Annotated in this window: 22 protein-coding genes; 14 read left to right on the top strand and 8 right to left on the bottom strand. The window is 62.6% G+C overall.

Translation table 11 applies throughout. The features are described from left to right. Nucleotides 1-2: 2 nt before the first annotated feature. From nuoN to So717_RS01475, 4 genes are all read left to right on the top strand, one after another. On the top strand, nt 3-1,445 hold the full coding sequence (nuoN, locus tag So717_RS01490; RefSeq protein WP_159974438.1) for an NADH-quinone oxidoreductase subunit NuoN: 1,443 nt from the start codon (nt 3-5) through the stop codon (nt 1,443-1,445). Nucleotides 1,446-1,508: 63 nt separating this feature from the next. Then, nucleotides 1,509-2,255 (top strand): biotin--[acetyl-CoA-carboxylase] ligase, encoded by a 747-nt coding sequence (locus tag So717_RS01485; protein WP_159974437.1) that lies wholly within the window; start codon nt 1,509-1,511, stop codon nt 2,253-2,255. A 12-nt stretch (nt 2,256-2,267) separates the two neighbouring features. Next, nucleotides 2,268-3,041 (top strand): type III pantothenate kinase, encoded by a 774-nt coding sequence (locus So717_RS01480; protein ID WP_159974436.1) that lies wholly within the window; start codon nt 2,268-2,270, stop codon nt 3,039-3,041. 5 nt (nt 3,042-3,046) lie between these two features. After that, nucleotides 3,047-4,714 carry a ribonuclease J gene (locus So717_RS01475; RefSeq protein ID WP_159974435.1) on the top strand — a complete coding sequence of 556 codons (1,668 nt, stop codon included), beginning with the start codon at nt 3,047-3,049 and terminating at the stop codon, nt 4,712-4,714. A 75-nt stretch (nt 4,715-4,789) separates the two neighbouring features. On the opposite strand, the gene So717_RS01470 is transcribed toward So717_RS01475, so the two are convergent. The 3 genes from So717_RS01470 to So717_RS01460 form a co-directional block, all read right to left on the bottom strand. Beyond that, on the bottom strand, nt 4,790-6,205 hold the full coding sequence (locus So717_RS01470; protein ID WP_159974434.1) for a DEAD/DEAH box helicase: 1,416 nt from the start codon (nt 6,203-6,205) through the stop codon (nt 4,790-4,792). A gap of 220 nt (nt 6,206-6,425) precedes the next feature. Further along, the gene (locus So717_RS01465) at nt 6,426-8,033 is read right to left on the bottom strand and encodes a peptide chain release factor 3 (protein ID WP_159974433.1); all 1,608 of its coding nucleotides are present in this window, start codon (nt 8,031-8,033) and stop codon (nt 6,426-6,428) included. A gap of 86 nt (nt 8,034-8,119) precedes the next feature. Further along, on the bottom strand, nt 8,120-9,109 hold the full coding sequence (locus So717_RS01460; RefSeq protein ID WP_159974432.1) for a Hint domain-containing protein: 990 nt from the start codon (nt 9,107-9,109) through the stop codon (nt 8,120-8,122). A 131-nt stretch (nt 9,110-9,240) separates the two neighbouring features. Here So717_RS01460 and So717_RS01455 point away from each other — a divergent pair, with 131 nt between their 5' ends. The 6 genes from So717_RS01455 to So717_RS22490 all read left to right on the top strand — a co-directional run bounded on the left by So717_RS01455 (nt 9,241) and on the right by So717_RS22490 (nt 13,361). Next, nucleotides 9,241-10,020, top strand: a complete 780-nt coding sequence (locus So717_RS01455) for an SDR family oxidoreductase (protein ID WP_159974431.1) — start codon at nt 9,241-9,243, stop codon at nt 10,018-10,020. A gap of 3 nt (nt 10,021-10,023) precedes the next feature. Next, nucleotides 10,024-11,142 carry a YhaZ family DNA alkylation repair protein gene (locus So717_RS01450; RefSeq protein WP_159974430.1) on the top strand — a complete coding sequence of 373 codons (1,119 nt, stop codon included), beginning with the start codon at nt 10,024-10,026 and terminating at the stop codon, nt 11,140-11,142. Nucleotides 11,143-11,216: 74 nt separating this feature from the next. Beyond that, nucleotides 11,217-12,293, top strand: coding sequence for an ABC transporter ATP-binding protein (locus So717_RS01445; protein ID WP_159974429.1), 1,077 nt, complete (start codon nt 11,217-11,219; stop codon nt 12,291-12,293). A 19-nt stretch (nt 12,294-12,312) separates the two neighbouring features. Next, nucleotides 12,313-12,663, top strand: coding sequence for a Lin0512 family protein (locus So717_RS01440; protein WP_159974428.1), 351 nt, complete (start codon nt 12,313-12,315; stop codon nt 12,661-12,663). Then, on the top strand, nt 12,656-13,015 hold the full coding sequence (locus tag So717_RS01435; RefSeq protein ID WP_159974427.1) for a Lin0512 family protein: 360 nt from the start codon (nt 12,656-12,658) through the stop codon (nt 13,013-13,015). Before So717_RS01440 ends, So717_RS01435 begins: the two co-directional genes overlap by 8 nt. Nucleotides 13,016-13,130: 115 nt before the next feature. Next, a complete protein-coding gene (locus So717_RS22490) occupies nt 13,131-13,361 on the top strand; it encodes a hypothetical protein (protein WP_159974426.1) in 231 nt (76 codons plus the stop codon). 22 nt (nt 13,362-13,383) lie between these two features. Here So717_RS22490 and So717_RS01425 read toward each other — a convergent pair whose 3' ends face one another. After that, on the bottom strand, nt 13,384-14,049 hold the full coding sequence (locus So717_RS01425; protein WP_159974425.1) for a helix-turn-helix transcriptional regulator: 666 nt from the start codon (nt 14,047-14,049) through the stop codon (nt 13,384-13,386). Continuing rightward, nucleotides 14,036-14,365 carry a hypothetical protein gene (locus tag So717_RS01420; RefSeq protein WP_159974424.1) on the bottom strand — a complete coding sequence of 110 codons (330 nt, stop codon included), beginning with the start codon at nt 14,363-14,365 and terminating at the stop codon, nt 14,036-14,038. The genes So717_RS01425 and So717_RS01420 overlap by 14 nt, the downstream gene beginning before the upstream one ends. A 219-nt stretch (nt 14,366-14,584) precedes the next feature. Here So717_RS01420 and tatA point away from each other — a divergent pair, with 219 nt between their 5' ends. From tatA to So717_RS01400, 4 genes are read left to right on the top strand one after another with little or no spacing between them, the layout of a single operon-like run. Then, entirely contained in the window at nt 14,585-14,794 is a 210-nt protein-coding gene (gene tatA, locus So717_RS01415) for a twin-arginine translocase TatA/TatE family subunit (RefSeq protein WP_159974423.1), read from the top strand. A 3-nt stretch (nt 14,795-14,797) separates the two neighbouring features. Next, nucleotides 14,798-15,250, top strand: a complete 453-nt coding sequence (gene tatB / locus So717_RS01410; protein WP_159974422.1) for a Sec-independent protein translocase protein TatB — start codon at nt 14,798-14,800, stop codon at nt 15,248-15,250. Next, nucleotides 15,247-16,158 carry a twin-arginine translocase subunit TatC gene (gene tatC / locus So717_RS01405; protein WP_159974421.1) on the top strand — a complete coding sequence of 304 codons (912 nt, stop codon included), beginning with the start codon at nt 15,247-15,249 and terminating at the stop codon, nt 16,156-16,158. The genes tatB and tatC overlap by 4 nt, the downstream gene beginning before the upstream one ends. Then, nucleotides 16,155-17,000, top strand: a complete 846-nt coding sequence (locus So717_RS01400; protein ID WP_159974420.1) for an ATP-binding protein — start codon at nt 16,155-16,157, stop codon at nt 16,998-17,000. The genes tatC and So717_RS01400 overlap by 4 nt, the downstream gene beginning before the upstream one ends. 1 nt (nt 17,001) lies before the next feature. Here So717_RS01400 and So717_RS01395 read toward each other — a convergent pair whose 3' ends face one another. The 3 genes from So717_RS01395 to surE all read right to left on the bottom strand — a co-directional run bounded on the left by So717_RS01395 (nt 17,002) and on the right by surE (nt 19,670). Beyond that, complete coding sequence (locus So717_RS01395; protein ID WP_159974419.1) at nt 17,002-18,180, bottom strand: LysM peptidoglycan-binding domain-containing M23 family metallopeptidase; 1,179 nt, start codon at nt 18,178-18,180, stop codon at nt 17,002-17,004. A 63-nt stretch (nt 18,181-18,243) separates the two neighbouring features. Beyond that, nucleotides 18,244-18,888 (bottom strand): protein-L-isoaspartate(D-aspartate) O-methyltransferase, encoded by a 645-nt coding sequence (locus So717_RS01390; RefSeq protein WP_159974418.1) that lies wholly within the window; start codon nt 18,886-18,888, stop codon nt 18,244-18,246. After that, a complete protein-coding gene (gene surE / locus So717_RS01385; protein WP_159974417.1) occupies nt 18,885-19,670 on the bottom strand; it encodes a 5'/3'-nucleotidase SurE in 786 nt (261 codons plus the stop codon). The genes So717_RS01390 and surE overlap by 4 nt, the downstream gene beginning before the upstream one ends. Nucleotides 19,671-19,688: the final 18 nt, after the last annotated feature.

The raw sequence follows: 19,688 nt of genomic DNA, 5'->3' as shown, positions 1-19,688 counted from the left end.
CGATGACTTCCGCTGATCTGACCCTTGTGCTGCCGGAAATCCTGCTCGCGGTTTACGCGATGGGGATGCTGCTGGTGGCGGTTTATACGTCGAAAGATGGGCTGGCCTCGACGCTGGTCTGGATGACCGCAGGCGTGATGATTGCGCTCGCCGCCTGGATCGGCACGACGGGTGAGGGCGCAAAGAGCGCTTTCAACGGGATGCTGATGATTGACGGTTTTGCGCGCTTTGCCAAGGTTACGATCCTGCTGGCCGCTGCTGCGGTGCTGGTGATGTCCGAAGCCTATATGAAGCAGCGCGATTTGCTGCGGTTTGAGTATCCGCTGCTGGTGGCGCTGAGTGCCGTGGGCATGATGGTGATGGTCTCGGCGGCGGATCTGATGGCGCTCTACATGGGGTTGGAACTGCAATCTCTGGCGCTTTACGTGGTGGCCTCGCTGCGCCGCGATTCCGTCAAATCGACCGAGGCGGGGCTCAAGTATTTCGTGCTGGGCGCGCTGTCGTCCGGCCTGCTGCTCTATGGCGCGTCGCTGGTCTATGGCTATGCGGGCACCACGCTGTTCTCCGGCATCATTGAGACGGCGCAGGCGGGCGAGGTCTCGCTTGGGCTGCTCTTTGGTCTGGTGTTCCTGATGGCGGGCATGGCGTTCAAGGTCTCGGCTGTGCCCTTCCATATGTGGACGCCGGACGTCTATGAAGGCTCGCCCACGCCGGTCACCGCCTTCTTTGCCACGGCCCCGAAAGTGGCGGCCATGGCGCTCTTTGCGCGGGTGCTGCATGACGCCTTTGGCAATGCGGTGAGTGACTGGCGCCAGATCGTGGCGCTTCTTTCGGTGCTCTCGATGTTTCTGGGCGCCGTCGCGGCGATTGGTCAGACCAACATCAAGCGGCTGATGGCGTTTTCCTCGATAGCGCATATGGGCTATGCGCTGATGGGGCTCGCGGCGGGTACGGTGCTGGGTGTGCAGGCGATGCTGATCTACATGGCGATTTACGTGACGATGAATGTTGGCACCTTCGCCTTTATCCTGATGATGGAAAAGGATGGGCAACCCGTGACGGACATTGGCGCGCTGCAGATGTATTCCAAGCGCGAGCCGGGCAAGGCGCTGGCCATGCTGGTGCTTCTGTTTTCGCTGGCCGGTGTGCCGCCGATGCTCGGGTTCTTCGGGAAGTTCTACGTACTGCGCGCGGCTTATGAAGCGGGGCTGGCTTGGCTGGCGGTGGCTGGGGTGATTGCCTCGGTGATCGGGGCTTACTACTACCTGCGGATTGTCTTCTACATGTATTTCGGCGATGAGGCCGAGGAGGGTGTGGACGCAGGGGGGTCGCCTCTGCTCTCGGGGTTCCTGATGGCCTCGGCGGCGATTATGGTTCTGGGCATCGCGAATATGTTCGGTGTCGAGGCGGCGGCGGCCGCGGCCGCGGCTGTGCTTGTCAACTGATCCTATGCGGTGGGTGGCTGACCGGCCCTCCGGGGGGGATATTTCTGGCCAGAAGAAACCGTGATGCCCTGGCCCGAGGGATATGGCCGGGTGATCTGCCAGGAGGTGGGATCGACCCTGGATGAGGCGGTCCGGCTGGCGCAGGCCGAGGCTGCGCCGTTTTGGGTTTTGGCACATCGGCAGACGGCGGCGCGCGGACGGCGTGGACGGCCCTGGGCGATGCCGGAGGGGAATTTTGCGGCGACGCTGGTACTGCGCCATTATCAGGCGCCGGGTGTTGCGGCGTTGCGATCCTTCGTGATGTCGCTGGCGTTGCGCGAGGCCTTTGTGGAGGTCTGCGGGCGCGAGGATGCCTTTGCGTTGAAATGGCCGAATGACGTGCTGCTGCGCGGCGGGAAGGTTGCGGGGATCCTGCTGGAAAGCGCGGGTCATGGCAGGGCTGTGGGGCCTTTGGCCATTGGGGTGGGGGTCAACCTCGTGGCGGCGCCCAAACCTGATGAAGTGGAAGCCGGGGCCATCCCGCCTGTGTCTTTGCGAGAAACGACCGGGCAGACCGTTGGCGCTGAGGTGTTTCTGGACGCGCTTGCGCGGGCCTATGCCCCGCTGGAGCAACAGTTTAGCACATTGGGGTTTGCGCCCATTCGAGCGGCCTGGTTGCAGCACGCGGCGCGTCTGGGTGAAACAGTTGTTGCCCGCACCGGCCGGGAGGAGATCACCGGCACCTTTGAGGATGTGGACTCCAGTGGTAACCTCATGTTGCGGACCTCCAAAGAGCTTCGCGCCATCGCTGCGGCGGATGTATTTTTCTGAAGGGGGTGAGAGATGCTGCTGGCGATTGACTGCGGGAACACCAATACGGTTTTTGCGATCTGGGACGGGGAGCAATTTCTGGCGCACTGGCGCACGTCGACCGAGTGGCAGCGCACCGCCGATCAATACTACGTCTGGCTCAGCACTCTGATGAAGCTGCAGAACCTAGATGTGACGATCACTGATGTAATCGTGTCTTCGACTGTGCCGCGTGTGGTCTTCAACCTGCGTGTTATGGCGGATCGCTACTTTGACACACGGCCTCTGGTTGTGGGCAAGCCGGACTGTTTGCTGCCTGTGGATGTGCGGGTGGATGAGGGCACGCAGGTGGGGCCGGACCGTCTGGTGAACACGGTGGCGGGGCATAACCTCTATGGTGGCGATCTTATTGTGGTGGATTTCGGGACGGCCACCACCTTTGATGTGGTGGCGGGCGATGGGGCTTATGTGGGTGGGGTCATCGCACCGGGCGTGAACCTGAGCCTGGAGGCGCTGCATCAGGCGGCGGCGGCCTTGCCCCATGTCGATATCTCCAAACCGCAGGCCGTGATCGGCACCAATACGGTGGCCTGCATGCAGTCGGGTGTCTTCTGGGGTTACATTGGTCTCGTGCGTGAGATATGTGCCCGGATCAAGGCAGAACGCGCCTGCAAGATGCGCGTGATTTCAACCGGGGGGCTGGCCCCGCTTTTCCAGCAGTCCGAGGCGCTGTTTGACGCCTTTGAGGACGATCTGACCATTCACGGGCTGACCGTGATCCACGCATTCAATGAGGACGCCGCTTAACCCTTATGAGCAAAGACCGTTTGATCTACCTCGCGCTTGGGGGCGCGGGTGAAATTGGCATGAACTGTTATGTCTATGGCTATGGCCGCCCGGGCAAGGAGCGGCTGATTGTCGTGGACCTGGGCGTGGCCTTCCCGGACATGGAGACGAGCCCCGGGGTGGATCTGATCCTGCCCGACATCTCCTGGCTGGTCGAGCGGCGCGATCAGATCGAGGCGGTGTTCATTACCCATGCCCATGAGGATCACATCGGCGCAGTGGCGCACAGCTATGAGCAGCTACGCGCGCCGATCTACGCGCGGCCCTTCACCGCCAATATCGCGCAACGCAAGATGCAGGAGCAGGGCCATCCCGAGGACGCGGTACAGGTGGTGTCGCCTTGGCCGGAGATGGTGCAGTCCGGGCCGTTTTCGGTGAGCTTTTTGCCGATGTCACACTCGATCCCGGAGAGTTCTTCGATGGTGATCGACAGCCCCGATGGGCGGGTGATTCATTCGGGCGACTTCAAGCTGGATGAGACGCCTCTGGTGGGAGAGCCGTTTGACCCGGAGCTTTGGGCAGAGGTCTGCAAGGGCGGCGTGAAGGCGCTGGTTTGCGACAGCACCAATGTGTTTTCGCCAAACCCCGGACGGTCGGAGGCGACCCTGGGCCCGGATATCACCGACCTGGTGCAAAGCGCCAAGGGCATGGTTGTGGCGACAACTTTTGCCTCGAACGTGGCCCGGGTGAAGACATTGGCCGAGGCCGGTGTGCGCGCGGGTCGGTCCATCGTGCTGATGGGGCGGGCCATGAAGCGCATGGTCGAGGCCGCCGTGGAAAGCGGTGTGCTGACCGATTTCCCAAGTGTTGTGCCGCCCGAGGATGCCAGGGAGATCCCGCGCGAGAACCTGATGCTGCTGGTGACCGGAAGCCAGGGCGAGCGGCGCGCCGCCTCTGCACAGCTATCGCGGGGCAAGTATCAGGGTGTCGAGATGAAGGAGGGCGACCTTTTTCTGTTCTCGTCCAAGACCATTCCGGGCAATGAGAAAGGTGTGATCCGCATCATGAACGCCTTCTCTGAGCAGGGTGTGGACGTGGTGGATGACAGCGCCGGCAAGTACCACGTTTCGGGTCATGCGAACCGGCCCGACTTGGAGCGGTTGACCAGCATCGTGCGGCCGCAGGTGGTGATCCCCATGCATGGGGAGCACCGGCATTTGAGGGAACATGTCAAATTGGCCGAGCGCAACGGGATGACCGGTGTGCTCGCGGTCAACGGGATGATGGTGGATCTGTCGGGCAATCAGCCGACCATTGCGGAGTACATCGAGACCGGGCGCACTTATCTGGACGGGTCGGTGCAGATCGGCGCGTTGGACGGGGTAGTGCGCGACCGTATCCGTATGGCCTTGAACGGGCATGTGGTGGTCACCCTGATTGTGGACGACGAAGACGAGCCTCTAGGGGAGCCGTGGTGCGAGTTGATGGGATTGCCTGAGACAGGCAGCAGCCGGGCCTCTCTGGTCGATGTATTGGAGGCGGATCTGGGGCAGTGGTTGGCGCGTGCCGGGGCCAAAACCCTGCGCGATGACGACAAGCTGCAGGAGGGGCTGAGACGCATTATCCGGCAGACCGCGCTGGATGAGATCGGGCGCAAGCCTGAAGTGACTGTGGTGGTGAGCCGGTTGAGTTGATCTCGCGGGCCGAGGCGCCTGTGGCAGCCCGGCCCTTCGGGGAGGATATTTGACGCCAGAAGAAGCGGGCCTGGCTTAGCTGGCGATGCGTTCCTTGAAGCTGAGGCCGATGAACTCGGGCGTGTGATCGCCGAGGCCCACAACCTTGTTTCCGCCGCGATCCGATTTTTCGGAGCTGCTCTTATCGCCTGAACCGCGACGCCCGCGCCCGCGCTTGGGCTTGTCGTCGGGCTGCGTGTCGGGTTTCGCCTCGGGCTTTGAAACGTCCCTGGTCTCGGCCGCTTTCCGGCTGCGAGAGCGCTTGGGCTTGTCTTCACGCTCCGGCGCAGTTGACGTCTCGGGCTTCAGCGGGTTCTCCATCCGGGGGATTTCACGCTGGACCAGCTTCTCGATATCGTCGAGGTTCTTCTCATCTCGCGGAATGCAGATCATCACCGCTTTGCCATCGCGGCCCGCCCGACCGGTACGGCCAATGCGGTGCACGTAGTCTTCCGCGTGGCTGGGCACATCGAAGTTGAACACATGGCTGACGGAGGGCACGTCGAGCCCGCGTGCGGCCACATCCGAGGCCACGAGGAAGCGCAGGCTGCCATCGCGAAACCCGTCGAGTGTGCGGGTGCGTTGGGACTGGTCGAGGTCGCCGTGGATCGGGGCCGCGTCATAGCCGTATTTCTTCAAGGATTTCGCAACGATATCCACGTCGACTTTGCGGTTGCAAAAGACGATGGCGTTGGTGCAGGTCTCGCCTTCGGCGTCGATCAGGGCGCGCAAGAGCTTACGCTTCTCGGAAGGTTCGCGGTCGCGGCGGCTGCCTTTGAAGAGCACCACGCCTTGGGTGATGGTTTCACTGGTGGTCGCCTGACGCGCCACTTCGATCCGCTCAGGCGCCGACAGGAAGGTATTGGTGATCCGCTCGATCTCGGGCGCCATGGTGGCCGAGAAGAAGAGGGTCTGCCGCGTGAAGGGCGTGAGGCCGAAGATGCGTTCGATATCGGGGATGAACCCCATGTCGAGCATCCGGTCCGCCTCATCAACCACCATGACCTTCACGTCGTTCAGGATCAGCTTGCCGCGTTCGAAGTGGTCGAGCAGGCGGCCCGGCGTGGCGATCAGCACGTCGACACCCTTGTCGATGAGGATGTCTTGTTCCTTGAAGCTGACACCACCAATCAGCAGTGCCTTGGTCAGCTTGACGTATTTGGCATAGGTGTCGAAGTTCTCGGCCACTTGAGCCGCGAGTTCCCGTGTCGGGCAGAGCACGAGACTGCGCGGCATGCGCGCACGGGCGCGGCCCCGGGCCAGCTGGGTGATCAGGGGCAGGGTAAAGCTCGCCGTCTTGCCGGTTCCGGTTTGGGCGATGCCAAGGACATCCTTGCCCTCAAGCGCGGGCGGAATTGCGCCCGCCTGAATGGGCGTGGGGCTTTCATAGCCCGCTTCGTCGATGGCTTTCAGAACTTTTGGATTCAGATTCAGATCAGAGAATTTGGTCATATATGTCCGGTTTTGGCGGACACTGTCTTGGCCCGCAGCAGCGTTCGTCTCGGCCCGAATGGCCCAAAATGGCGGCTGACACCGCGACACGATGCGCGTCCATAGCAACATGCGGGCGCAGGGTCAAATCACCATACTATCTATTGGTGAATCCACAAAAAAAGATGAGTTTCCGTGGCCCTTCCTGCGCGGTTTTCATGTGCGCGCAGCGGGGCAGAGGTCAAACCATCATTTCCTTGGTCGCGCTCAGCGTCACATCCGGGTCATCGCGGGCCACGCGGTCGATGTCCCATTGCAGCCGCGTAAGATACACGATGTCCCCGTCATGATCATGCGCGATGTGCTGCTTGTTGCGCTCGGTGAAGGCCTCCACCGCGGGTTTGGGCCCGCTGACCCAGCGGGCGGAGGTGAACTGTGAGGCCTCAAAGCGCACAGGCAGCCCGTATTCCAGCTCGATGCGGCTGGCCAGCACTTCGAACTGCAACTGCCCCACGACGCCGACCACGAAGCCCGAGCCGATAGCTGGTTTGAAGACCTTGGCAGCCCCTTCCTCGGCAAATTGCATCAGCGCTTTTTCGAGGTGTTTCGCTTTTAGCGGGTCGCCTGCGCGCACGCCTTGCAACAGCTCCGGTGCGAAGGAGGGGATGCCGGTCACGCGGATCACTTCGCCTTCGGTCAGCGTGTCGCCGATGCGCAGCTGGCCATGGTTCGGGATGCCAATGATATCGCCCGCCCAGGCTTCCTCTGCCAGTTCGCGGTCGCTGGCCAGAAACATCACCGGGTTGCTGATCGCCATGGGCTTTTTCGATCGCACATGCGTCAGCTTCATACCACGTTCAAAATGCCCGGACGCCAGCCGCACAAAGGCCACGCGGTCGCGGTGCTTGGGGTCCATATTGGCCTGTACCTTGAAGACGAAACCGGCGACCTTTTTCTCCTCCGGCAGGATCTGGCGCGGCTCAGCCGATTGGATCTGTGGTTGCGGCCCGTAAGAGGCGATGCCCTCCATCAGTTCCTTCACGCCAAAGGAGTTGATGGCGGAACCGAACCAGATTGGCGTCAATGACCCCTCATGCATCGCGGCCATGTCGAGCGGCGGCAGCAGCTCGCGCGCCATCTCCAGCTCTTCGCGCAACGTCTCCAGTAGGTCAGACGGCACATGGTCGGCCAGCTTCGGATCGTCGAGGCCTTGGATCTCGATGCTCTCGGCCACGCGGTTCCGGTCCGCACGGTCCATCAACTCCAACCGGTCGCGCAGGATGTCGTAGCACCCCAGAAAATCCCGGCCCACACCGATGGGCCAGCTGGCCGGGGTTACGTCAATGGCGAGGTTTTCCTGTATTTCGTCAATGATCTCAAAGACGTCGCGGCTCTCCCGGTCCATTTTGTTGCAGAACGTCAGGATCGGCAGGTCGCGCATCCGGCAGACTTCAAAGAGCTTCTGCGTCTGGCTTTCCACCCCCTTGGCACCGTCGATCACCATGACGGCGGCGTCAACGGCCGTGAGCGTGCGATAGGTGTCTTCTGAGAAGTCGGAGTGGCCGGGTGTATCCACCAAATTAAAGCGGAACTCTTTGAAATCAAAAGACATGGCCGAGGCGGAGACCGAAATGCCTCGGTCCTTCTCCATCGCCATGAAGTCGGAGCGCGTGCGCCGCGCCTCACCCTTGGCGCGCACCTGGCCCGCCATCTGAATAGCGCCACCAAACAGCAGGAATTTTTCTGTCAGCGTGGTTTTGCCCGCGTCCGGGTGGCTGATGATCGCAAAGGTGCGGCGGCGCGCGATTTCAGGCGGCAGATCGGGGCGGTTTTTGGGGCTGTCCAACATAAGCGCGCATATAGCGAGGCGCGTCCCCGGCGGCAAGCGCTGCGCGTGGTGCTGGCAGGTGGGGTGGGCTTTCAGGCCACCCGTCCTTACCCCAAGACCGCACGCTGCAAGACGGTCATGAGATCAGACCGATCCAACAACGCTGACCCGAGCTCCAGCCCGGTAGGCTCGCCCTTACCCTCCCACACGTGTTCATGTTGTAGATATGCAGGGAGCATTGCCGCGGTGCAGCTGTTCACGCGCATCGCCTCCGCCGCAATACCTTCAGCAAAAAGGATGCGGGCCTGATCAAGGAGCACCTGATGATAGTCCACAAAACCGCCCTGATCCACGCAAACGCAAGGCCCGCGCAGAAGATCGCGCGCCTTGATCAGCAAATCGGCCCGCCCGACCTTCAAAATGTCACTGCGCTGATGGATCAAAAGGCGCTGTTCCGGGCTGACACTGAGATCCCGACTGTTGTTTAGTGCACCCGCCTCAATCCGGACCGGGGCCAGCGCGCCCACCGCGCGCACCGTGATGCGACCCACCCAGCGGATCGGTTGCGCCCCGCCATCCCGTGTCAGCACGATGTCTCCGGCGTGCAGCGCCTCCACCGGTCGTTGCTGGCCGTCCGCCATGGTGATCTGCGTGCCGCGCAGGAAGGAAGCCACAGTCATCTGGGCCAGCACCTGCCGGGGTTGGCCGCGATCAATCTCAACCAGCCGGTACTCCGCTGTCGGTACCAACGGGGTGACCGGCACGGCAAAAGCGGGTGTCCGCCCGTCGGTCGCCCCGACTTGTCTCAGCAAGATGACGTCTGCTCGCGCTCCACAGTGTGCCATCAGACGCAGCATGCAAAGCGCGTCAACCTCCGCACCCGCCTGGCCCAACTCTGTCTGCGGCGCGAGCGTCAGCGGCCCCACTGTCTCTCCAACCAGAATAAGTCGCCGGGGCTGCACCGGTTTGCGCAGCTGATAGATGTCACCTTCGACAAGCGGCTTGTCACAACACAGCGGCTCCCCCTGGTTCGCCCCCGACACCGCCAGGAGGTCCTCCGCATATAAGGCGGGCAGCGAGACAGGTATGGGGGCCATGGGCAAGACAGCGCCGCGTCACGGCCCGTGGCGCGGCTGTGGCGGCACAAGGATCGGGCCAGCCGGTCTTTGGCTGGCCTTCTCTGGCGTCCGGGTGCTAGGCATAGGCTGAATCATTCAGGGAGCATGGCATGGACTTGGGAATCAAAGGTAAACGCGCGGTCGTCTGCGCGTCGTCAAAGGGTCTGGGCCGAGGCTGTGCCGAGGCTCTAGCCGCTGCCGGATGCCATCTTGTGCTGAACGCGCGCGGGGCTGAGGCGCTGGAGACCACGGCGGAGGCCATCCGCAGCGCCCATGGCGTTTCGGTCGAAACGGTGGCCGCTGATGTCACAACGGACGAGGGGCGCGCGGCGGTGCTGGCTGCGGCGGGTGATACGGATATTCTGGTGAACAACGCAGGTGGCCCGCCGCCCGGCATGTGGCACGACTGGGACCGCGACGACTTCATCAAGGCGCTCGACGCGAATATGCTGGCCCCCATCGCCATGATCAAGGCGCTGGTGCCGGGCATGATGGAGCGCGGCTGGGGCCGGGTGGTCAACATCACCTCGCAGTCGGTCAAGGCACCGATCCCGCAGTTGGGGCTCAGCAACGCCGCGCGTACCGGGCTCACCGGCTATGTGGCGGGCACCAGCCGACAGGTCGCCGGCGCGGGCGTGACCATCAACAACCTGCTGCCCGGCATCCACGCAACCGACCGAGCCGAAGCGCTGGATGGCCCGGTGGCCGAACGGGAAGGCATCACCTTGGAGGAGGCGCGCGCGCGGCGCTCAGCCACGATTCCTGCCGGGCGCTATGGCACGCGCGAGGAGTTTGGAGCTGCCTGCGCCTTCCTGTGCTCGCAGCACGCGGGTTTCATTGTCGGGCAGAATATCCTCTGCGACGGCGGTGCCACAAACGCCACAATATAGATCATGGCCGCTGGATATTCGCTGAAAGACGACCTCTTCAACCCGACAACCGTTGGCCAACTGGCCGGTGAGTTCGCAGCGGGCGTGCCCGGTTTTGACGCAGCACGCTTCGAGGAAGAGGCGCTCGCAGGCTTTCCCGAACGGGAGTTGATGGCGCGGATGGAGTGGCTGGCCGACTGCGCCGAGGCGCAGCTGGCCAAGGACTTCCCGACCATGGCGGATCAGCTGGAGGCGGCACTTGCGCCCCGGTTGGACCCGACGCTGACCGACGATGACTTTGGCCAGTTCATCCACGCGGTACCGGGCATTCTTGCCGTGCGCCACGGGCTCGAAGAGCATCGGGAGCGCGCCATGGCGCTGCTTTATGAAGCGACACAACGGTTTTCCATGGAGTTCTACATCCGCCCCTTTCTCAATCGCTGGACGGAGGAAACGCTGGTCGCGCTGGCGGTTTGGGCGGAGGATGACAACTATCATGTGCGGCGTCTGGTCAGCGAGGGCACCCGGCCCAAGCTGCCCTGGGCCAAGGCGGTGGTGCTGACGCCAGATCAGACCCTGCCGCTGCTCGACCGGCTGCATGGGGACCCGACCCGCTATGTCACACGCTCCGTTGCGAACCACCTGAACGATCTGTCGAAAACCCGCGATGATCTGGTGCTGGGTCAGCTCGCCACTTGGCAAAAGGGCGGCAAGCAGGTCGCGAAAGAGATCGACTGGATGACTCGCCATGCGCTGCGCACGCTGATCAAGCAGGGGCACAGCGGTGCCATGGCCGCTCTGGGATTCGATGCCAGAGTGCCGGTCACGGTGGATCTTGAGATCGAGACGCCTCAGGTCGCCATGGGGGACGCGCTGACTTTCACCTGCACGGTGTCCAGCGTGGTCGATCTGCCGGTGCTGGTCGATTATCGCATCACCTTTGCGCGCCCCGAGGGCAAGACCGGCGAAAAGGTCTTCAAACTTAAGCAGGGCAAAGCCGCCGCGGCGAAGCCTTTCGTCGCGCGCAAGCTGCACAAGCTGAAAGGCGACGCGACGACGTTTCGGCTCTATCCCGGGCCGCATCGCGTCACCGTGCAGGTCAACGGTGTTGACCGCGCGGAGGCCGGGTTCGAGCTGGTCTGACGGCGGAGCTTGCAGGCGCGTGGCAGGGCTGATAGCCCCTTATCCGATGGATTTGATCGGATTTGGACCGGTACGTGACGACACCTCCCCCCCGGCTTGAGATCAGGAACCTGCGGCGCGCCTTCGACGGGCGCCCGGTGGTGGATGACATCAGCTTTGCGATCCAGCCGGGGCAGGTGACCTGCCTGCTGGGGCCTTCGGGCTGCGGCAAATCCACCACCCTGCGCATGATCGCCGGCGTCGAGATGCAGGACAGCGGCGAGATCTATGTGGATGGTCAGCTTGTCTGTGACACCGTGTTTCGCCTGCCGCCCGAGCGGCGCGAGATCGGGCTGATGTTTCAGGACTTCGCACTTTTCCCACACCTGAGCGTGGCGGATAATGTGGCTTTCGGCCTCAAAAAGGCATCGAAAGCCGAGAAGCGCGCGCGGGTGGAAGAGCTGCTGGCGCGTGTGGATCTGATGCGCTTTATCGACGGGTTTCCGCATCAGCTTTCGGGGGGAGAGCAGCAGCGGGTGGCGCTGGCCCGGGCACTGGCGCCGCGGCCCAAGATCATGCTGATGGACGAACCGTTTTCCGGCCTCGACAACCGGCTGCGCGATGGTATCCGCGACGAGACACTGAACATCCTCAAGGAGGAAAACACGGCTGTGCTGCTGGTCACCCATGAGCCGGAAGAGGCGATGCGCATGGCCGACGAGATCGCATTGATGCGCGACGGGCGGATTGTACAGCAGGGCGCGCCCTATAACGTTTACACCCGCCCGGTGGATCGCGCGGCTGTGGCGTTTTTCTCGGACACCAATGTGCTCAAGGCGCGGGTGCAGGGTGCGCTGGCTGAGACGCCGTTTGGCCAGTTCCTGGCGCCCGGGGTGCCGGATGGCACGGATGTGGACATCGTCTTTCGCCCACAGCACGTGCGCATCGACTTTGACCGCAACGGACAAGGGCCAAAGCCCACCGCCACGGATGGCACAGCGGCACGCGGCGTGGTGCAGCGGGCGCGCTTCATGGGCAATGAGAGCCTTGTGGAATTCGCCATGGACTATGACGGCTCGGTGCTGCGGGCGACGGTGCCGAATGTGTTCCTGCCAAAGCCTGGCACCGTGATGTGGCTGACCATCCGGCGGGACAAATGCTTTATCTTTTGACGCTTCAGGAGGGGTTGTGATGACGCGATTGCTGGTGGAATTCGGGATGGGCACATCCCTGCGGCGGGGCGACTATACGCAAGCCGCCGTGCGGGGCGTGAAGGATGCGCTGTGGCACAATTCGATCAATCTGGCGGAGCTCTTTGGGTTTGAGAAGACCGACATGCAGATCCGCGTGGACATCGGCGTGCAGCAACCCGACCAGGTGGATGTGGAGGAGGTGCTCAAGGTTTTTCCCTATGGCGCGGCGACGGTCACGGTGCATCATGGCGGGCTCGACATTGCGCGGCCCGAGGGGGAGGGCAACCCGACGATCATGGCCAATGTAGCACTGACCGTGGGATTTGACATGGAGCGGGCAGATGGCTGAACAGCGGTTGATCATTGAGATGGGCATGGGCAACGATCTGCACGGCCAGGATTACACCAAAGCCGCCAAACGTGCGATTGAAGACGCGTTTCGCCATTCTTCGCTGCCCATCTTCGGCGCAGTGGGCCTGAGCCATGATGCCATGCGCGTGCAGGTGACAGTCGGGGTTCAGGAGCCCGATGCGGTGGACCTAGACGCCTTGGCCGCGACGCTGCCGCGCGGACGCGCAGTGGTCCGCGTGGTCAAAGGTGGGTTGAATGTGGGCACCGATACCGATGATCCCATTGTGATCGCGCAGGCCAGCGTAGAGGCCTTCCTGCCGCCGCAAACCGGCTGGCGTCTCAAATCCTGAGGCGCTTCACCAATTTTTTATCAGGTGCCGTGGAAATAAATGGAACCTTCGGGCGTTAGCCTTTTGAGGGTCGGAGAGGTTCCGTATTGGCCCTATCAAAAAAAGGACAACTACAATGAGTAAATTCGGTATCGCAATCGTTCTCGGGCTGACAGTCCTGCTTCAGGCCTGCGCAACCACACCTCAGCAACAGCGCCAGGTCGGCTGTGCCGGTGCCGGTGTGGCCGGCGCCCTCGCGGGTGCTGCTGTGGGCAACCAACTTGGCGGTGGCTCTGGCAGAGATATCCTGACCGCCGGTGGTGCCGTTGCAGGCGGCCTCGCAGGCAACACTGCGGCAGGCTGCTAAGCGTCGCAAACCACCCTCTACGCTATGGGGTGTAGTCAGCTATTGTCTTGCCCGGCTCATCCACAAAGAGCTCGGGCAGGGCCTCTGCGGTCTGGATCAGATCGACCCGGAACACGCGGAAGGCATCGCGCAGTTCGCACCAGGCGGTCAGCGTCCAGACGCGGCCCCAGTATTCCATATGCAAAGGGCGGATTGTGCGGGTGGTCACGCGGGCGTCCTTCGACGTGTAGACGAGCCGCAGCTTCTGCTTGGCACGGATCGCTGCGCGTATGGTCGGCATATGCGTAAAACCGCGTGCTGCATCGGCAAAGGGGTAGACCGCGAACTTCCATTGGTCGGCGTCTGCGATGGTTTGCGTGGGCAACACCGCATCGACCTTGTCGGCGAGGCTGAGGGCGGCGGCTTTGAGGTCGGGGTCGGCGGCTTCGGCCACGATGGCCATGCCGAGGTTTAGCGCTTCCAGCTCGGCCACGGTGAGGTTCAGAGGCGGCAGGCTGATCGCCTCGGTGATCATATAGCCGACACCGCGTTCGCCCTGCACCGGCACGCCCGAGGCCACCAACGTATCCATATCGCGATAGATCGTGCGGGTGGAAACCTCCAGTTGCGCGGCGATGTCCTGCGCGCGGTGCAGCTTACCGTCGCGCAGGATCTGGATGATATCGAAGAGGCGATCAGTGCGGCGCATGATCCTCCGGCGGCAGGTAGAGCGATATCTTTGCGTGGCGCAGGGAGAGATCACTTTGATCAATCATCTCCATGACCGGACCGGCCTCGGGGCGCGCAAACATCGCTTTGGCTGCGGCCAGCGCGTCTTCCATGGAGGTCCAGGTGATGAATTCGGTCCAGAGGCCGTCGTCATCGGCGGAAAGCGTGCGGGAGATCATGGCGCCGGTGCTACGCAGGAAGGGTGTCATCCCTTCGGCTGCTTTGGCAAAGGCCTGCGGGTCGCTGCCCTCTTTCAGGCGGAAGGTCACGATTTCTGCGACGGTGGGCGTGGTCATATGTCTGTCCTTCATTGGTGTTACTGACACGCCCCGTCTAGCGCCTTACAACTGACATAAACCTGTCAGTTGAGTTTTGCGAGGCTTCATTTTTCGTGCAGCCAGTCCAGATTCACCGAACCTTGACCGGTTTCTGACTTCTGTATGATGCGCGCGCTGCGTATTCCTGTGGAAGACAAGCCCGGCGAACGCGGGGCGCGACCTTATGGGAGAGACATTATGTTGAACAATATCGGCCTGCCTGGCCTTTTGCTGATCGCGGTTGTGGTGCTTGTGCTCTTTGGGCGCGGGAAAATCTCCAGCCTGATGGGCGAAGTGGGCAAGGGCATCACTTCGTTCAAGAAGGGCATCAACGAAGGCCAAGATGAAATTGCCAAGGCTGAAGAGGCCAAGGACGTCACGCCCGAGACGGAAAAAGACAAGGTCTGATCCATGTTTGATCTTGGCTGGACGGAGATGCTCGTCATCGGCATCGTCGCGCTGATTGTTGTGGGCCCAAAGGACCTGCCGGTGCTTTTCCGCAAGGTGGGGCAGTTCGTGGGCAAGGCCAAGGGCATGGCGCGAGAGTTCAGCCGGGCGATGAATGACGCGGCGGACGAGAGTGGTGTGCGCGATGTGGCCAAGGGCCTGAAGGCGGCGACCAATCCGATCAACTCGGCCATGGACGGGGTGAAAAGCGCGGCCTCTGACCTCGGCAAGTTCGATCCGGACAGCGAGACCGGCAAGCTTGCGGCGGAACGGGCTGAGAATGCCAAGAAGATCCAGGCGGCCACGGCACGGGCTGCGGTGGACCGCAAGATGAAAGAGGCGCAGGAGGCGCAGGCTGCCGCTGAGAAGCTGGAAGCCGCGCGCGATGCTGAGCCGACCAAGACGAGTGACACATGAGTTCATCCGACGACATCGATGACAGCGCCGCCCCGCTGATCGAGCATCTGGCGGAGCTGCGCACGCGGCTGATCCGCTCGGTCATCGCCTTTATCGTGGGCATCGTACTGGCCTTCACCGTGGCGGAGCCGATCCTGCAATTTCTGCTGGGCCCCATTGAAGAGACCCTGCGCGAGCTGGGCGACCCGTCGCCCACGATGCAATACACCTCGCCGCAGGAATACCTGTTCACGCTCTTTCGCATCTCCATGGTCTTTGGGTTCGCTCTGGCCTTTCCGGTAATCGGCGTGCAGCTGTGGCGGTTTGTGGCGCCGGGCCTCTACAAGACGGAAAAGAATGCGTTTTTGCCATTCCTGATTGCCTCGCCGGTGATGTTCCTGCTGGGCGCGTCCTTTGCGCATTTTGTTGTCACACCTCTGGCGATGGCGTTTTTCCTGGGCTTTGCTGATGTGCCGTCGGTGATTGCGGACCTGATGAGTTCCTTTACGAACGCGGGTGACGTGCCGGTTGTTGCAGGTGCCGTGGACGAGGGCATCCGCATCACATTCTTCGGCAAGGTGAACGAATCGCTCGATATCACCTTGAAGTTCATCATGGCCTTTGGCTTGTGTTTTCAACTGCCGGTGCTGCTGACGTTGATGGGTAAGGCCGGGCTGGTCAGCGCGGAAGGGCTCGGGAATGTCCGCAAATATGCGGTGGTGGCCATCCTGGTGCTGGCGGCCCTTGTCACGCCTCCCGATGTGATCACTCAAGGCATTCTCTTCACCGTGGTCTACGGGCTCTATGAGGTGTCGATCTTCCTGGTGAAACGGGTGGAGAAGACGCGCGAGGCCAAACTGCGGGCGGAAGGTGCGTGGTTCGAGGATGACGAAGAGGCCGATGACCTCGCCGAGGATGATCTGAAGTGATTGATGACCCGATGGACCGCATCGCGGCGGCGCTGGAGCGGATGGCCCCGGCACCGCTGGAGGCGCCCGATTTCTCGGGCGCACCGGCCTTTGTGTGGCATGTGGAGCCGGACCGGCTGGAACCCGTGCCGCAGGTGGCGCGGGTCGATCTGGCGCTGCTGGTTGGGGTAGAACGCGCCCGCGATACGCTGCTGGCCAATACCGAGCAGTTTGCGCGTGGATTATCTGCGAATAATGCACTACTCTGGGGCGCGCGGGGCATGGGAAAGTCAAGCCTTATAAAGGCAATACATGGTGAAGTTCATTCAAAACATGAAGGTTTGCGCATCGTGGAGCTGCAGCGGGAGGACCTGCCGTCTGTTGGGCGCCTGCTGAACCTGCTCCGGGGTGCGCCGTATCGCTTTATCCTGTTCTGCGATGATCTCAGCTTTGGCCACGATGACGCGCATTACAAGAGCCTCAAGGCGGTGCTGGATGGCGGTATCGAAGGGCGTCCGGAGAATGTGGTGTTGTATGCGACGTCGAACCGGCGGCACCTGATGCCGCGCGACATGATCGAGAACGAACGCGGCAGTGCCATCAACCCGTCAGAAGCGGTGGAAGAGAAGGTCTCGCTCTCGGACCGCTTCGGGCTGTGGTTGGGCTTCCACCCCTGCGATCAGGACCAATATCTGGCGATGATCCGGGGCTATTGCGATGCCTACGGGGTTGAGATTGCCGACGATGACCTGAGGGCCGAAGCCATTGAATGGCAGGCCACACGCGGCTCCCGGTCGGGTCGCGTGGCCTGGCAGTACTTCAATGATCTGGCAGGCCGAAAGGGCGTTGCGTTGGGCGCTTGACCTATTGCAGGTAGGGCATCGGGTCGACGCTGTCGAAGCCATTGCGCACTTCGAAATGCACGTAGGCGTCATTACCGCTGCGCAGTTTGGCAATCGGCTGCCCACGCGTGACTTTAGTGCCTTTCTCGACCGACACATCGGTGACATTGGCATAGACGGTCAGAATCTCGGGGTCATGCCGGATCACGATAATCGGGACACCATCCGCACTCTTGGTGATCGCCGCCACCGTGCCCGCATCAGCGGCCTTGACCGGCGCACCGGCATCCGCCTTGATGTTGATGCCCTCGTTCTTGCCTTTGGCGTATTCGCGGATGATTGACCCGCTGACCGGGAACACCATGCGCGCATCAGACGCCGTCTGCGTTTGCTGGCCCACATCCACCGCAGGGGCGGGTTCAACGGTCGGCGCAGGATCAGTTTGCGGCAGAGGGTCGTCGGCACTCGGTGGGGTTGGCGTGGGCGAACCTGCGCCGGGGCGCGTGACAGCTGCCGTTTGTGTGGGGGGCGCCTGCTTGGCCACGGGGATCAACAGGAATTGCCCCTCACGGATCGCGAAATCAGGACCCAGCCCATTCCATTCCGCCAGCGATTTCACGGGCACATTGTAGAGCCGTGAGATCGTGTAGGCTGTCTCGCCGCGTTCAACCTTGTGGCGCGTGGGTTCTGTCTCGCTTTGCGGTGCAGGTGCTGCTGCCGGGGTGGCGGGGGGCAGGGCGGCTGTGCGCACGCCCTCGCTCTCCGGTGCCCTGTCGATGGCGCCTCCGGCCAGCGTATTGATATCAACAGCGCCGGGTTGGGCGCCCGTGGCAGGTGACGGTTCGGACAACCGGCGGGGCAGCGCGATCACTTCGCCCTGGCGCAGGGGCACGTCGGCTTCAATGCCGTTGAAGCTGGCCAGTTCGGGCGCGCTGACGCCCAGCCGGGTTGCCACACTCTCAATTGTATCGCCGCGCTCAGCCACGGCGACCTGGTAGTTCGGGTAGGAGATCACGCCACGGGCATCCGGTTGTGGGCGCTCGGCCGGGGCGGCGCCTGTCTCTGCACCTGCGCCACCAAATGACCCAAGACCATTGCGCAGGTCGAAATCCAGCGGGTCCGAACAGGCGGCAAGGACCGTCAGGGAGGTTGCGGTCATCAATAGGAGACGCGCACGGCTGCGCGAAATCATCGGGCTCATCTGCTTGTCCTCAATCGCTCAATACACCGGTTGATCCGGCGCTTTGGGCCGGACTATAGCAGGTTAACCGTCCTTTCCCAAGCCTTCGAGCAGGGGAACGAAACGGACCTGTCGCAATTCTTCGTAATCGACGCCGTCCTCGCGCTTGCGGGCAACGATCAGGTGTTGCACCGCGTCGGACTGGCCCACAGGCACAACCATGACGCCGCCGACCTTGAGTTGCTCCATCAGCGTGCCGGGCGGGTCCTCGGCGGCGGCGGTCACGATGATGCGGTCAAAGGGCGCCTGGTCGGGCAGGCCAAAGCTGCCATCACCGGTGATCGCGGTGATATTGGTCAGGTCAAGCGTATCGAAAAGCTCGCGCGCCTCGCGCACGAGACGGCTGTGCCGGTCGATGGTGTAGACGCGGCGCGCGAGCTTGCTGAGGATCGCCGCCTGGTAGCCGGAACCTGTGCCCACCTCCAGTACCTTGTCGCGCGGGCTCACATGAAGGGCCTGGGTCATCAGCCCCACCACAGAGGGCTGGCTGATGGTCTGGCCGCAGGCGATGGGCAGGGGCATGTCTTCATAGGCGCGAGCCGAGAAAATGCCACGCACGAAGGGGCCGCGGTCAATCGCCTCCATCGCTGTCAGCACGCGCCTGTCAGTGACGCCTTTGGAGCGCAGCGCGTAGAGGAACTGCATCTTGCGTTCCGCGGCCTCGCTCATGTGGCGATGCCTGCCAGTTGGTCCATCATGTCATGTGCGGTGAGGTCCGCGCGCATCGGGGTGACCGAGACATAGCCTTCGAGATTGTCCGCCGCGTCTGATCCGGGGGCGGTGGCGATCTGCTGATTGCCGCCACGGATCCAAAGAAAGCGCCGGCCCGACGGAGAGGTATGCGGTTCGGTGGAAAAGCCGGTGCCGGGGCGCATGCCTTGGGTTGAGAGGCGGATACCCTTGACCTCAGCGGCCAGAACGGGCGGAAAATTCACATTGTAAAAAAGCCGGTAGCCGCCGTTTTCCTGCGGAGTTTGGGCGAGGATGCGGCGCACAACATCGGCTCCGTAATGGGCGGCCGCGTCAAAGGGGGTGTCGGCCTGTGCGTTTCCGGGCCCGTAGTATTGCGAGAGCGCAATCGCGGGCAGGCCTTGCAGGGCGGCTTCCATCGCGCCGCCGATGGTGCCGGAGTAGAGCGTGTTTTCCGCCGAATTGTTGCCTCGGTTCACGCCGGAGAGTACCAGATCGGGCGGGCTGTCTTTCATCACGTCATGCAGGCCCGCAAGCACGCAATCGGCGGGGGAGCCTTCTGCGGCAAACCGGCGGGGGCCAAACTCGCTGATCATCATGGGGTGGGTATAGCTGATGCAGTGCCCGACGCCGGATTGCTCAAAAGCCGGCGCGACTGTCCAGACTTCGCCGGCGGGGCCTGCAATCTCGGAGGCGATGGCCAGCAGTACCTCAAGCCCGGGAGCGTTGATGCCGTCATCGTTGGTGATCAGAATGCGCATGGATGGATCCCTTTGCGC

The sequence above is a fragment of the Roseobacter cerasinus genome (assembly GCF_009811755.1).
Classification (GTDB): Bacteria; Pseudomonadota; Alphaproteobacteria; order Rhodobacterales; family Rhodobacteraceae; genus Roseobacter; species Roseobacter cerasinus.
The sequence above is the reverse complement of the archived record's forward strand: the minus strand, read 5'-3'. Positions and strand labels throughout refer to the sequence as shown.

Bases quoted from the DNA above. Each gene is read 5' to 3' on its own strand.
- nuoN (WP_159974438.1), top strand. From the start codon at position 3: ATGACTTCCGCTGATCTGACCCTTGTGCTGCCGGAAATCCTGCTCGCG.
- tatB (WP_159974422.1), top strand. From the start codon at position 14,798: ATGTTTGATCTTGGCTGGACGGAGATGCTCGTCATCGGCATCGTCGCG.
- So717_RS01465 (WP_159974433.1), bottom strand. From the start codon at position 8,033: ATGTTGGACAGCCCCAAAAACCGCCCCGATCTGCCGCCTGAAATCGCG.
- surE (WP_159974417.1), bottom strand. From the start codon at position 19,670: ATGCGCATTCTGATCACCAACGATGACGGCATCAACGCTCCCGGGCTT.
- So717_RS01420 (WP_159974424.1), bottom strand. From the start codon at position 14,365: ATGACCACGCCCACCGTCGCAGAAATCGTGACCTTCCGCCTGAAAGAG.
- So717_RS01435 (WP_159974427.1), top strand. From the start codon at position 12,656: ATGGCTGAACAGCGGTTGATCATTGAGATGGGCATGGGCAACGATCTG.
- So717_RS01470 (WP_159974434.1), bottom strand. From the start codon at position 6,205: ATGACCAAATTCTCTGATCTGAATCTGAATCCAAAAGTTCTGAAAGCC.
- So717_RS01390 (WP_159974418.1), bottom strand. From the start codon at position 18,888: ATGAGCGAGGCCGCGGAACGCAAGATGCAGTTCCTCTACGCGCTGCGC.
- So717_RS01480 (WP_159974436.1), top strand. From the start codon at position 2,268: ATGCTGCTGGCGATTGACTGCGGGAACACCAATACGGTTTTTGCGATC.
- So717_RS01455 (WP_159974431.1), top strand. From the start codon at position 9,241: ATGGACTTGGGAATCAAAGGTAAACGCGCGGTCGTCTGCGCGTCGTCA.
- So717_RS01440 (WP_159974428.1), top strand. From the start codon at position 12,313: ATGACGCGATTGCTGGTGGAATTCGGGATGGGCACATCCCTGCGGCGG.
- So717_RS01485 (WP_159974437.1), top strand. From the start codon at position 1,509: ATGCCCTGGCCCGAGGGATATGGCCGGGTGATCTGCCAGGAGGTGGGA.
- So717_RS01450 (WP_159974430.1), top strand. From the start codon at position 10,024: ATGGCCGCTGGATATTCGCTGAAAGACGACCTCTTCAACCCGACAACC.
- So717_RS01460 (WP_159974432.1), bottom strand. From the start codon at position 9,109: ATGGCCCCCATACCTGTCTCGCTGCCCGCCTTATATGCGGAGGACCTC.
- So717_RS01475 (WP_159974435.1), top strand. From the start codon at position 3,047: ATGAGCAAAGACCGTTTGATCTACCTCGCGCTTGGGGGCGCGGGTGAA.
- So717_RS01425 (WP_159974425.1), bottom strand. From the start codon at position 14,049: ATGCGCCGCACTGATCGCCTCTTCGATATCATCCAGATCCTGCGCGAC.
- tatA (WP_159974423.1), top strand. From the start codon at position 14,585: ATGTTGAACAATATCGGCCTGCCTGGCCTTTTGCTGATCGCGGTTGTG.
- tatC (WP_159974421.1), top strand. From the start codon at position 15,247: ATGAGTTCATCCGACGACATCGATGACAGCGCCGCCCCGCTGATCGAG.
- So717_RS22490 (WP_159974426.1), top strand. From the start codon at position 13,131: ATGAGTAAATTCGGTATCGCAATCGTTCTCGGGCTGACAGTCCTGCTT.
- So717_RS01395 (WP_159974419.1), bottom strand. From the start codon at position 18,180: ATGAGCCCGATGATTTCGCGCAGCCGTGCGCGTCTCCTATTGATGACC.